Origin of the sequence: Romboutsia sp. CE17, assembly GCF_012317385.1 — a bacterium.
GTDB lineage: Bacteria > Bacillota > Clostridia > Peptostreptococcales > Peptostreptococcaceae > Romboutsia_E.
On the sequence record NZ_CP051144.1, the window covers coordinates 786,587 to 799,867 of the forward strand.

A 13,281-nucleotide genomic window follows, 5' to 3' on the forward strand; every position below is an offset into this window, starting at 1 on the left:
TGATTAATTCAAATTCAATATATAAAATATTAGTAAGATTTAGAAATAGGGGGCAATAGATGAAAACTTTAATTATAGGTAATATTTATGTTGGTGCAATAACTAATATAGATAATTTACCAAGAACTGGTCATGATATTGTGTGTAAAAATCATACTGTAACTATAAGTGAATCTGCTTATAATGTAGCAACAATACTTAAAAACTTTGGTATAGATCATACAATTATATTTCCAGAAGGAAGTGGAATTTATGGGAGTATAATGGAAGAAGAAGTAAAAAAAGGTGGATATGAGATTAAAATAAGAGATAATAGTAAAGATAATGGATACCGTTTATGTTTAGCAAAATCAAATGAAGGAAGAAGTTTCATTACAATAAAGGGAATAGAACAAAACTATCAAAATAACTGGTTTGAAGAGATAAATATAGATGAATATGATAATATTTATATTTCAGGATATGAGTTAGAAGGAAAAAGGGGACAAATGATTTCTCAATGGTTAAGTAAAGTAAGTGATAAAAATATATTTTTTAGGCCAGGTTCTAGAATTTTAGAAATTGACAAAGATACTTTAGAAACAGTGCTTAGATTAAGACCTATAGTACATATTAATGAAGATGAAGCTTTAAAATTTACTGATAAAAAAAGTATAGTGGAAGCTGCAAGGGCAATAAATAAAATAACTCAAAATACTGTTTTTATAACATTGGGAAAAGATGGAGTTATGTGTGCTAGCAACTGTGAATATAGATTTATAGATGGATTTGAAACACAGGTTGTTAATACAATGGGTGCAGGAGATAGTCATATTGGAGCTATTATTGTAGCATATTCTATGGGATATAGCTTAGGTGATTGTTGTTATTTTGCTAATAATGTTGCAGCTAAGGTGGTAGGTATAGAGGAAAGTAGATTAGAAGAAAAATATTTTAAAATAGAAGATTATAATATATATGATTATTTAGAAGCAAAAGGATAATAATAAAATATCCAATCTATAATTTAAGCTTAAATATATGACTATATATAGAATATTATTAATTATACATTAATAATATTTACAAAGAAGCTTATTTAAATTATAGAAAGGATTTTAAATATGAGAAATAAATATGATAGTAAGTTAAAGTATAGGTATAGATACATAGTTGGCATTATAGCATTAATAATGTGTATGTGTTTATACTTTATATTTTTTGATAAAAAAGGTTTATTAGAAGAAGAAGCTAAAAATATAATTAGTGATATTGACAAAGGATATGATGTTATATTAGCTGATAATAATTATACTATAGGAGATAAATCATACTATGTATTATATTCTAATATAAGAAGTAATACTAGATATACTGATAAGTTTAATATTGATTCTAAAGTATATTATAGAATAGATGCTAGTTATTATAAGTTAGGAAATGAAGAGATATGGCAAGCTAGATATTGTATTGATAAAGAAAGTAAAGAAGTATATATAGAATTTAAGAATAATATCAAATATTTAGTTAGTTATTCAGATTATAATGCAAATATAAATTATGCACTTAGCATTATAAATAAGTATAATAATGTAAAAAATCCACATATAGAAGTAAATGTAGAAGGTGATATTTATACAATTCATTTATATGAGATAATTGAAAATGAAGACGAAAGTCATATAGCAACTATAGGATGGTATACACTAAATACCAAAACAATGGAAGTTAAAAATATGATTACTGAAGAAACATTAAATATGTAGTATTATAGACTCAGTGAAAAGAAATAATTAGACTGGAGAGAAAACAAATGAAGAAGTTATATTATGAAGATCAGTATATAAAAAAATTTACAGCAAATATTGTGGAATTAAAAGAAATAGATAATAAATTTCACATAGTATTAAATAAAACAGCATTTTTCCCAGGTGGTGGAGGTCAGTTTTGTGATTTGGGAAAAATTGATGGTAAAGGCGTATTAGAAGTATATGAGAAAGATAAAAAAATTTATCACGTATTAAATGATAAGCCAAGTGAAAATACTGTAGAATGTATTATAGATTGGGATAGAAGAGAAGATGGGATGCATCAGCATTTTGCACAGCATGTATTATCAGGATGTTTTTACACTAAATATAAAGCGAATACTACAGGATTTCACTTAGGAAAGGATTTTAGTACTGTTGATATAAAAGGATATTTAGAAGAAGAACAAATCAGAGAAATTGAAAACTATGCGAATGAAATAATAAGAGAGAATATACCTCTTACAATCTTAACACCAAATAAAGATGAATTGAAAGATATATGGGTAAGAAGGGATTTACCAGATACAGATGAAGATATAAGAGTAGTAAGAATAGGAGATTTAGATACTAACGCTTGTTGTGGTGTTCATCCAAAATCAACTGGAGAACTAAGACTTATAAAAATTAAAAGATGGGAAAAAAATAGGCAATCTACAAGAATAGAATTCTTAGCAGGAAAAAGAGCTATAGATGATGTTTTAAGAAGAGACGTTTATCTTACAAAGATTTGTAGACATCTTAAATCTAAAGAAGAAGAAGCACTAAATGTTATAAGAGGTTTAGAAGAGAAAATAGAAGAAGGTAATAAAATAAGAAAAAAATTAGAAAATAAAGTGTCTAATTATGAAATTAAAGAAATACTTAAAAATTCGAAAAATTATAAAGGAATATTAGTAGCAGATAAAGTATATGAAGATGAAGATATTAAGTACATAAATAGAATGGCTAGTAAGATTGTAGAAGAAGATAATAGAATAGTTCTAATAGGAGTTAAATATAAGGACAAATCGAATTTAGTTTTTGCTTCATCTAAGAATTTAAGTAAAATAAGTATGAATGACTTAATAAAAGAAGCCTTAGAAGTAGTTAATGGAAAAGGTGGAGGAAGTATTAATTTAGCACAAGGATCGTGTACTAATTTTAAAAATCTTGAAAAAGTAATTCAAGATGCTATTGATACTATAGAAGAAATAATATAAACGCATATAATTGACGAGAAATAATAAATATGATATTATAAAAAACATGTAAATAAAGTGCTCTGGATATCATCGATAAACAGAGCATTTTTATTGTTAATAGGACGTAGACATATTATACGGAAGGTGAGATTAATCATGAAAAAAGAAATATTCAACGGAGCCAAATTAAAAGTAGCTAGAATATATAGAGGAAAAACTGTAGATCAACTTGCGAAAGAAATTAACATAAATAAAAAAGATATAATTGCATTTGAAGAAAATAAATATAAGCCAACTCCAGAAAATACTATGAAATTATCAAATAATCTTAGATTTCCAAGAGAATATTTTTTCAAACAAGAGAATATAAAAGTAACTGTTGAAGGAAGTCATTTTAATCCTCAATCAACAATACCTAGAAACGAAGAAATATCATATAGAGAAAAATTGATAATGACTCATAAAATATACAATTTTATGCAAGGTTATATAAAGTTTCCAGAACTTAATTTGCCAGATAACCTAAATAAAAGTGATGATATAGAAGAAATGGCTACTAAAACTAGGAGATATTGGGGCTTAGGAGATAAAGCAATAGGGAATATGGTAAGCTTACTAGAGAGCAATGGTGTACTTTTATCTGCTATAAATATAGATAGAAAGGGAGCATCACCATATACTCAAAAGCAAAAATTAAATAAAGAAGATCAGTATGTAATAGCTTTAGGAAATGATAAAAAATCAGCTACAATAAGAAATTATGATTTAGCTTATGAGTTAGCATATATAATATCTAATGAATTAAATATACCATCAAAAAAATTTAATGCGGATGAATTTGCATGTGCATTTTTATTACCAAAGGATACATTTTTACAAGATTTAATTAATCCTAATGAATTAGATGCATATATAGAGCTAAAGGCTAAGTGGTTAGTTCCAATATCAATATTAATATTTAGGGCATATACACTAGGTGCCATAAATTATAAAAAATATAATTATTTAATGAATGAAATGAATAAATTAGGATGGCTTAAAAAAGAGCCATTAGATGATAATATAAAAGGAATAGCACCACAAACATTAAAAACTGCTGTTGATTTGCTATTTGAAAATAATATAATGAGTAAAAATACTTTAATAGATAATTTATCTAATTATGGTATAGATATGTATCCTGAAGATATAGAGCTATTAATAGGTCTAAAAGAAGGTACATTAGCTACAAAAGTTGCAAAAAATAAGTCGAGTAATAAGAACAATGTAAAAGTTGTAGATTTTAAAAATAAAAAGAGAAAATAAATAAGATATATTATAAAGAATAATAAATAAGGGCTAGATTTAATTCTAGTCCTTATTTATTATTTAAATTATTAGAAGAAAAATTAAATTACAAAAATTTATAAATTAGGAAGGTAAAGAATGAAATATACATTAAATGAATACATAGATAAAATAAAATCATTACCAATAAAAAGTAAATATACTAAAGAAGAAATACTTACAGAAAATTTTTTAATAGACAAAGATGGAAATTTGGAAATTTATTATGCTCCTCATAATGAATATATAAATCAAAATGCAAAAGTATTTATAATTGGAATAACACCAGGATTTCAACAAATGAGTACAGCATTGGCAACAGCTAGGTATGGAATTGAAAAGGATAAGTCATTAGAAGAAATACAATATGAATGTAAAGTTGCAGGTAGATTTAGTGGTAGCTTGAGAAAGAATATAATATCAATGTTAGATGAAATAAAGCTTAATGAGGCTTTAGGAATCTTAAGTTGTGATGAATTATTTAAAGATAAAGATTATCTTCTTCATACAACATCTTTAATACCATACTCAGTATTTTCAAAGGGAAATAATTATACTGGTCATAGCCCAAAATTAATTAAAAGTGATTTTCTTATGAAATATGTATATGAAAATATAAGCTATAATATAGAAAATTTAAATGAAGTATTGATTATTCCTTTAGGCAAAGCAGTAGAAGAAGTATTAGATAATTTAGTTAATAAGAATATAATTAAAGAAAGTCAAATATTAAGAGGATTCCCCCATCCATCAGGAGCTAATGGTCACAGGTTAGTACAGTTAAGTGAAAATAAAGAAAATATGATAAGAATAATAAAAGATAGGTTATAAAGTTTAATATAATAATATTAAATCTAATTAATTTTTTATAAGTATACTCTTTAAATAAATGGGATATGTTAAAAATATATGATGAATTTATTAACATTTAAGGAGAGTAAACTATGTCAGATAAAAATCCCACAATGATACAAAGTGCAAGAGGATCTGTATTCTCTGTATTTAGTGATGATGAGTTAAGAGAAATAACTGAAGATAGCAAAAGAAAAGTTGCAGTTTCAGGCAAAATAAATAATCCAGGAATAATAGAAGTTCCAGAGGGAGCAACGTTAAATGAAATTATAGATATGTGTGGAGGAATATTAAATAAAAGTAACTTTAAGGCTGCACAACTGGGGATTCCATTTGGTGGATTTTTAAGTAAAGATAGCTTAGATGAAGAATTAGATTTTAACCTATTTGATAAAAATACTACTAGAACAATTATAATTTTATCAGAAGAAGACTGTATAATTCAGTATGCTGGATATTACATAGATTATTTACTTGGAAAAATGCAAGAAGGTAGTTATGAAAAGTATAATTTAGTAGAAGCTGAAATAAAAAGAATGTGGAGGATACTAGATAGAATTAGCAAAGGGCGTTCTAATATGAGAGATGTATATTTATTAAGAACTCTAGCATCTTCAGTAAAAGATAAGCTAAATCAAAGATATAATATAATGGAAGAAATTATAGAAAAATTTTATCATGAAATAGAAGAACATATAGATGAAAATAAATGTTATACATCTCAATGCAATCATCTTATAAAACTTACTATTACAAGTAAATGTATAGGATGTGGAGCTTGTAAAAGAGCTTGTCCTGTTGATTGTATAATTGGTGAACCAAGAAAACAACATTATATAGATTATAATAGATGTACTCACTGTGGTAAATGTATATCTGTATGTCCTGTTGATGCAATAACAGCAGGAGATAATACATTTAAATTTATAAGAGATTTATCTACTCCTAATAAAGTAGTAATTACTCAAATGGCTCCTGCAGTAAGAGTTACTATTGGGGAAGCATTTGGATTTGAGCCTGGTGATAATGTTGAAGGAAAATTAGCTGCTGGTCTTAGAGCCTTAGGAGTTGACTATGTTTTTGATACCACATGGGCAGCTGATTTAACAATAATGGAAGAAGCTGCAGAGCTTCAGGATAGACTTGAAAAATATTTTGCAGGTGATAAAAAAGTAAAGCTTCCAATACTGACTTCATGTTGTCCAGCGTGGGTGAAGTTTATAGAACAAAACTATGGAGATATGTTAGATGTACCATCATCAGCTAAGTCTCCAATGCAGATGTTTGCAACTGTTGCAAAAGATATATGGGCTAAAGAAAATGGTATGACTAGGGATGATATTACATCTGTTGCAATAATGCCTTGTATAGCTAAGAAATATGAAGCTTCAAGACCAGAGTTTTCAAGAGGTCTGAACTATGACGTTGATTATGTAATAACAACTAGAGAATTAATAAAAATATTTAGGGATTCTGGAATTGATCTAAAGGAAATAGAGCCAGAAGAAATAGATCAAATAATGGGTGAATATACAGGAGCTGGTATTATATTTGGTAGAACTGGAGGAGTTATTGAAGCAGCTCTTAGAACAGCGCTTGAAAATATGACAGGTGAAAGAATCGGAAGTGTAGAATTTCATGCTTTAAGAGGTTGGGATGGATTTAGAGCTTGTGATGTTGAAGTAGGGGATATTAAGCTTAGAATAGGGGTTGCACATGGTTTAGAAGAAGCAGGCAAAATGCTTGATAAGATAAGAGCAGGAGAAGAATTTTTCCATGCTATTGAAATAATGGCTTGTATAGGTGGATGCGTAGGTGGAGGTGGACAACCTAAGGTTAGAAAAAATAAAGAGGAAGTCTTAAGAAAAAGAGGAGATGGATTAAATGCAATAGATAGAAGTAAAGACCTTAGAGTATCAAAAGAAAATCCAGCAGTTAAAGCTATATATGATAAATATTTAGATCATCCACTAAGCCATAAAGCTCATGAGTTACTTCATACAAAATATTTTGCTAGACCTAAAAAAGGACATGACCATATAAGAAATGATGATAAATAGATTAATAAGAAATAGCGATAAAGATAAAATGAACTTTTATCTTTATCGCTATTTTTATATAATAAAACAGTCATTAATGAAATTTAATAAGAATTATTAAGTTTTAGCTGTTTACTTTTTTCTATTATATCAATTATTTCATTTGGATAATCAACTACATATTTTGGATTATAGCTTTCTAATTCTTCACGAGATCTAAATCCCCAAGTTACTCCTATTGTATTCATATTTGCACTAATACCAGTTTTCATATCAGTATTAGTATCTCCAATATATAGACAATCTTCAGGTGAGACATTTAATTCCTTTGTGATGATTATTGCGCCTTCTGGATCAGGCTTTATTTTTATATTAGGTTTCTCTCCAGAAACATAATCAAAATATTCATTTCCAAATATACCTCTTATATTATCAAGAGTTCTTTCATGAGGTTTATTAGATAATACAGCAATCTTTATATTGTTTTCTTTTAAGTAGCTTAATAAATTTTTTATACCATCATAAGGTTTTACTTCATGCATACAATGTACTTTAAAGTAATCCATATAAGTTATAATACCATCTTCATAATGAATTAATTCTTTATCTCCACAATGAATTAATGCTCTTTCTACTAATTTTTTATAACCATCTCCAACAAACACTTTACAATGTTCTTCATCTATTGGACCTAAGCTATATTTAGATAAAGTCAAATTAATAGTATGATTAATTGCTTTTATTGAATCGACTAAAGTTCCATCTAAATCAAATATACAACATTGATACATTTTATTATACCCCCATATATTTTAGTATATATTGATTATACATTTGCCAAAGGTTTAATTCAAACATATAAAGATAAAGAGAAGATAATTTACAAGAGTGAATTAAATATAGAAAAATATGATAAAAATCTGAAGGGATTTATAAATGGTAACTGATAGAATATATATGTTGATATCTTTGATTAATATATATCTAATCTTCTTTGAGCTAATAATGGGAGCTCATCTCTAATTTTATTAACATATTCAAAATCTAAATCACAAATACTAAAACCTTCTTTTTCATTCATATTAACTAATACTTGACCATACGGAGATACAGCTATTGAATTACCATATGAAATATAAGATGAATTGCAATCTCTAGCAGGTGCACAACCAATTGTATATACTTGATTATCAACTGCTCTACATCTAAATAAAAGCTCCCAATGTGCAGGACCTGTAGTCATATTGAAAGCAGCTGGAACAATTATAGCCATAGCTCCTTTATCTACCATTAATCTAGATAGCTCAGGAAATCTAAAGTCATAACAAATACAAAGGCCTATTTTTCCATACTTTGTATCGAATACAGTTGCTTTATTTCCTGCATCTAAAGTGTCAGATTCTTTAAAATGTTGTCCTCCTTTAATATCAATATCGAATAAATGAGCTTTTCTATGTTTAGCGATTTTATTACCATTTGGATCAAATACATAAGATGTATTATATATATGACCTTCATCATCTTTTTCTGGAACAGATCCAGCAACTAAATATACGTTATTTTTTTTAGCCATTTCTGATAGCGATGAAAATGAAAAATCTCCTTCTTTTTCCGCATAAATAGGAAAATTTGATTCAATGTAAGGACATAAAAACATTTCTGGTAATACTACCATGTTAGCTTCATCTTTGACAGATTTTTTTATAAAGTTATTAGCTTTTTCTAAATTTTTTATTTTATCCTTTTCAATAAACATTTGAACTATTGAAACTTTTAATCTATTCATAGAAACCTCCTTAATTTTTAAGAGTTTAATATGATGGTACCATAGAATATTACAGATTTAATGTAGAATTATGGCAGATAGAATAAATTAGATTAACAAGAATAGTAAATGGGAATAAAAAATATATAACAAATAATTTATAATAGATAAAAATAATAAGGAGATATAGAAATGTTAAAAAAGGCAGTGTTTGCAGGTGGATGTTTTTGGTGTATGGTAAAACCGTTTGATAAATATAATGGAGTTATTAGCGTGACTTCAGGATATACTGGAGGAGATGTAGAAAATCCGACGTATGAACAAGTATGTTCTGGTAAAACAGGGCATAGAGAGGCAGTATGTATAGTTTATAATGATAAACTTATAAGCTATGATAAGCTACTAGAAATATTTTGGGGAGCAATAGACCCAACTGACGATGGTGGGCAATTTAATGATCGAGGTGAACATTATAAAACTGCTATTTATTATTTTGATGAAGAACAAAAAAAGCTAGCAGAAGAATCTAAACAAAAGTTAGATGAAAGTAAACTATATAGTAAACCTATTGTTACTAAAATACTACCTTTAAAAGTATTTTATCAAGCAGAAGAATATCATCAAAATTATTATAAAAAAAATCCAGAGCATTACAATCGATATTATAGAGGTTCAGGAAGATTCAATTTTGTTAAAAAAAATTGGGCAAAGCAAAATTTAACACCTATTCAATATGAAGTTACTCAAAATAATATGACTGAGCCTCCATTTCAAAATGAGTACTATAATCATTTTGAAGAAGGTATATATGTAGACATAGTAAGTGGAGAAGCATTATTTTCTTCAAAGGATAAGTTTGAATCGGGATGTGGATGGCCAAGTTTTTCAAAAGGAATAAATAAAGAGTCATTAGTTGGAGTAAGAGACTTATCGCATGGAATGGATAGAATAGAAGTTAGAAGTAAAGAAGGAGATTCACACTTAGGACATGTTTTTGATGATGGACCATCTGAACTTGGTGGAATAAGGTTTTGTATTAATTCTGCATCACTTAAGTTTATTCCAAAAGATAAAATGAAAGAAATGGGATATGAAGACTATTTATATATATTTGAATAATAATAATTAAAATAAAGGGGTTATATAGAATATTTTCTATAATCCTTTTATTTTTTGTATTATGGTATAATAAAGTTATACTTGAAAGCAATTAATAAGGAGACATATTATGAAGTTATGGACATTAAAGAAATTTAAAAGCAGATTATTATTAGGATTACTATCAGCATCTATTTTTATAGGGGGATGTAGTAGTGATTTAAAAAGCATAGAAGCATTAGATAAGGTAGATCAAGAACAGTCTAAAGTAGAAGATACATATACGGATTCAGATGTACTTTCTTATGATGAGCTTAAGGTCGCATTGAAAAATGGAAATATACCGAATTATGTTTTAAAAGCTAAGGTAGAGAGAGTTATAGATGGAGATACTGTAAAATTGAATTTTGATGATGGAACTATAGAAAGTTTACGTATACTTCTTATAGATACACCGGAAGATACAAAAGAAAAACAGTATTTAGGTGATGTTGCGACTGATTTTGCTAAGAGTAACCTTAAAGAAGGTGATAATGTATATGTAGAAACTGATGGTGCTAAAACTGATAAATATGGACGTTATTTGGGTTATCTATGGTATGATTCTACAGGCAATAAAGACTATAAAATGTATAATGAAGAAGTAGTTAAAAAAGGCTTAGCAAGAGTTGGATATATATATGATGCAGTTAGACATTTAGATAAAATGAAGGAAGCTCAATATGAAGCTCAAAAAAACAAACAAAATATATGGGCAATAGATGGTTATGTAACTGATAAAGGATTTGATCAAAGTTTAGCCCCTAGCAAAAATAGTACTAATATAAATAACTCTTCAAACGATAATACTAATGTTGTATATGCTAACTCTTCATCTAAAAAATATCACATAAGCTCAGATGCTCATGGAATGAAGAATGCAATTAAAATGAACAAAAGTGAAGCTGAGAGTTTAGGTTACTCAGCATGCAAAACTTGTTATAAATAATAAAAAATGTTAGATATCAATATTGATATCTAACATTTTTTATTTTAATAGAAAACTTTTACAGTATTAATAATATATGAAAACATAAAATAATTTTATACTAAATTAAGATTAGGAGTTAAGACTATGAGTTGTAGAAAAAGATTTAGTATTTTATTATTGGTAATATTAATTTTATTTACTATATTAGGAAATACATCTTTTGCAAGTAGTGATAAAAAAGTATTAATATTGGGATCATATAATATAGAAAGTGAATGGGAGCAGTCTATAATTGAAGTAATTAAAAACAACTTAAAAAATGTTAATATAAGAGTGGAATTTTTAGATGCAGTTTCATACAAATCAGAAATATATAATGATAGCTTTATGAAAGTATTAAATTTAAAATATATAGAAGATAATATAGATTGTATTTTAACAATTGATGATGAAGCTTTAAATTTCGCTAGACAAAATTTATTTAATAAAGAATCTTTTATGTATGAAAAACCTATAGTTTTTGTTGGAATAAATAATTATATTAACTTAAATGAAAATGAAAGAAAATATATGACTGGTATAATTGAATATCAAGATAATCTTGTTTTGTTAGATAATATTATTAAGTTAAGTAAAAATATAAATGAAATTTACGTGATTATGAATAATAGCATATTTGGGAAGCCTTTAGAATCAAATTTATTAGAAATAGAGAATCTTACATATAAACCGATAGACATAAAAATAATCAAAGCAGATTCATTTGATAAGATTGAGGATAAAATAAAAGAGATACCAAGCTCATCTGCTATTTTGTTATGTGGTATTAATGGATACATATTAGAGGAAGATTTTTTTAATAGCAAAAATATAGTTGACAGAATAAAATCTATAACGAATGTTCCTATATATACAAATATAGAACATTATGTTAGAGAAGGTGCAATTGGCGGAATAGTCAATGATGGTCAAAAAATAGGTAGAAAAGGTGCAATCTTAGTAGAGAAAGTATTAAATAATAAACTTAGCGGGGTAGTTAATCCTGATTATAATAATTATATCACATCAATATTTAATTATAAATCATTAAGAGAATATAATATAAATCCTTTATTATTACCTGAACACAGCATAGTTATAAATAAAGGTCCTTTTGATTTATTAGTACCTAAATACATGGAAATAATAATATGGGTAATAGTAGGGCTAGGAATTATTTCAATAATAGTATTAATATACTTATTTATACTAAATAAGAAAAAAGTTTTAAATGATAAAGATCATTTAAATGAATCTATAGAAAGAAATGAAATTAAAACTGATTTTATATTAACTATATCTCATGAACTTAGAACACCTTTAAATATTATAATAAATGCAAATAAATTATTGAAATTAAGAGTTTATGCTGAAAAATATGATAAAGATTTTTTTAATAAACAAATTAATTTAATTGATAAAAATTCTAATAGGCTACTTAGATTAATAAATAACTTAATCGATGTTAGTAAAATAGAAACTGGATATATAGATACTATTTTTAAGAATGAAAACATTGTAGATGTAATAGAAGACGTAACTATGTCTGTAGTTGATTTAGCTAATTCATATAATATAGAAATAATATTTGATACAGAAGAAGAAGAAATAATTACAGCTATAGATAGAAGTAAGATTGAAAAAATAATGCTGAATCTTTTATCTAATTCAATTAAATTTACTAATAGCGGTGGACACATATTTGTTAATGTGAAAAAGAGTGATAGTGATATACTTATAGAAGTAATAGATGATGGAATAGGAATGTCAGAAGAATTACAAGCTCATTTATTTGAAAAATTCAGAAAGGCGAAGATTTATCCAGCTCTTGAAGGAGCTAATGAAAGAAGTGGTCTTGGTATGTTTATAGTTAAAGGATTAGTAAATAGGCATAGTGGAACAATTGAAGTAGATAGTAAAGTAAACGAAGGAACAAAATTTACAATAAAAATACCTCAAGTGTTCGTTGATCAAGAAAATCCAAATTATAATTCTATAGGGATGCCATTAGATTATATTAGTAAAATAGAATTATCAGATATATATAAGAAAGATGAATAGGTTATTTAAATATATTCCTAAGCAATTAATAAAAAATATTTAATTTCAGAGGATGAATGAAAATTAAGACAGGGTATGTTTTAAGATAGATAAGCTTAAATCTATTTTAGGGCATGCCCTATATTTATTTTACTATGATATAATAAAATTATGAACAATA

General features: G+C 26.5%; 11 protein-coding genes. 9 read left to right on the forward strand and 2 right to left on the reverse strand.

What is annotated here, in order from left to right:
- The first annotated feature begins 59 nt into the window (after nt 1-59).
- From HF520_RS03805 to HF520_RS03830, 6 genes are all read left to right on the forward strand, one after another.
- Complete coding sequence (locus HF520_RS03805; RefSeq protein ID WP_168572763.1) at nt 60-983, forward strand: PfkB family carbohydrate kinase; 924 nt, start codon at nt 60-62, stop codon at nt 981-983.
- Between the two features lie 120 nt (nt 984-1,103).
- Nucleotides 1,104-1,745, forward strand: coding sequence for a hypothetical protein (locus HF520_RS03810; RefSeq protein WP_168572764.1), 642 nt, complete (start codon nt 1,104-1,106; stop codon nt 1,743-1,745).
- 47 nt (nt 1,746-1,792) lie between these two features.
- Nucleotides 1,793-2,989: an alanyl-tRNA editing protein gene (locus tag HF520_RS03815; protein ID WP_168572765.1), complete on the forward strand. Its 1,197-nt coding sequence runs from the start codon at nt 1,793-1,795 to the stop codon at nt 2,987-2,989.
- Nucleotides 2,990-3,127: 138 nt separating this feature from the next.
- Nucleotides 3,128-4,276, forward strand: coding sequence for an XRE family transcriptional regulator (locus HF520_RS03820; RefSeq protein WP_168572766.1), 1,149 nt, complete (start codon nt 3,128-3,130; stop codon nt 4,274-4,276).
- Nucleotides 4,277-4,396: 120 nt separating this feature from the next.
- Nucleotides 4,397-5,128: a hypothetical protein gene (locus HF520_RS03825; protein WP_168572767.1), complete on the forward strand. Its 732-nt coding sequence runs from the start codon at nt 4,397-4,399 to the stop codon at nt 5,126-5,128.
- Nucleotides 5,129-5,241: 113 nt separating this feature from the next.
- Nucleotides 5,242-7,209 (forward strand): [FeFe] hydrogenase, group A, encoded by a 1,968-nt coding sequence (locus HF520_RS03830; protein ID WP_168572768.1) that lies wholly within the window; start codon nt 5,242-5,244, stop codon nt 7,207-7,209.
- An 83-nt stretch (nt 7,210-7,292) separates the two neighbouring features.
- Here HF520_RS03830 and HF520_RS03835 read toward each other — a convergent pair whose 3' ends face one another.
- Nucleotides 7,293-7,979 (reverse strand): HAD family hydrolase, encoded by a 687-nt coding sequence (locus HF520_RS03835; protein ID WP_168572769.1) that lies wholly within the window; start codon nt 7,977-7,979, stop codon nt 7,293-7,295.
- A gap of 182 nt (nt 7,980-8,161) precedes the next feature.
- Complete coding sequence (locus tag HF520_RS03840) at nt 8,162-8,974, reverse strand: carbon-nitrogen hydrolase family protein (protein ID WP_168572770.1); 813 nt, start codon at nt 8,972-8,974, stop codon at nt 8,162-8,164.
- Nucleotides 8,975-9,145: 171 nt separating this feature from the next.
- On the opposite strand from HF520_RS03840, the gene msrA reads away from it, so the two are divergent.
- The 3 genes from msrA (at nt 9,146) to HF520_RS03855 (ending at nt 13,121) form a co-directional block, all read left to right on the forward strand.
- Entirely contained in the window at nt 9,146-10,072 is a 927-nt protein-coding gene (gene msrA / locus HF520_RS03845; RefSeq protein ID WP_168572771.1) for a peptide-methionine (S)-S-oxide reductase MsrA, read from the forward strand.
- Nucleotides 10,073-10,181: 109 nt separating this feature from the next.
- The gene (locus tag HF520_RS03850) at nt 10,182-11,039 is read left to right on the forward strand and encodes a thermonuclease family protein (RefSeq protein WP_168572772.1); all 858 of its coding nucleotides are present in this window, start codon (nt 10,182-10,184) and stop codon (nt 11,037-11,039) included.
- Between the two features lie 126 nt (nt 11,040-11,165).
- Nucleotides 11,166-13,121, forward strand: coding sequence for a sensor histidine kinase (locus tag HF520_RS03855; protein ID WP_168572773.1), 1,956 nt, complete (start codon nt 11,166-11,168; stop codon nt 13,119-13,121).
- Nucleotides 13,122-13,281 lie beyond the last annotated feature (160 nt).

Coding starts and splice junctions, on each gene's coding strand:
- HF520_RS03805 (WP_168572763.1), top strand. CDS start 60: ATGAAAACTTTAATTATAGGTAATATTTATGTTGGTGCAATAACTAAT.
- HF520_RS03825 (WP_168572767.1), top strand. CDS start 4,397: ATGAAATATACATTAAATGAATACATAGATAAAATAAAATCATTACCA.
- HF520_RS03840 (WP_168572770.1), bottom strand. CDS start 8,974: ATGAATAGATTAAAAGTTTCAATAGTTCAAATGTTTATTGAAAAGGAT.
- HF520_RS03815 (WP_168572765.1), top strand. CDS start 1,793: ATGAAGAAGTTATATTATGAAGATCAGTATATAAAAAAATTTACAGCA.
- HF520_RS03810 (WP_168572764.1), top strand. CDS start 1,104: ATGAGAAATAAATATGATAGTAAGTTAAAGTATAGGTATAGATACATA.
- HF520_RS03850 (WP_168572772.1), top strand. CDS start 10,182: ATGAAGTTATGGACATTAAAGAAATTTAAAAGCAGATTATTATTAGGA.
- HF520_RS03830 (WP_168572768.1), top strand. CDS start 5,242: ATGTCAGATAAAAATCCCACAATGATACAAAGTGCAAGAGGATCTGTA.
- HF520_RS03855 (WP_168572773.1), top strand. CDS start 11,166: ATGAGTTGTAGAAAAAGATTTAGTATTTTATTATTGGTAATATTAATT.
- HF520_RS03835 (WP_168572769.1), bottom strand. CDS start 7,979: ATGTATCAATGTTGTATATTTGATTTAGATGGAACTTTAGTCGATTCA.
- HF520_RS03820 (WP_168572766.1), top strand. CDS start 3,128: ATGAAAAAAGAAATATTCAACGGAGCCAAATTAAAAGTAGCTAGAATA.
- msrA (WP_168572771.1), top strand. CDS start 9,146: ATGTTAAAAAAGGCAGTGTTTGCAGGTGGATGTTTTTGGTGTATGGTA.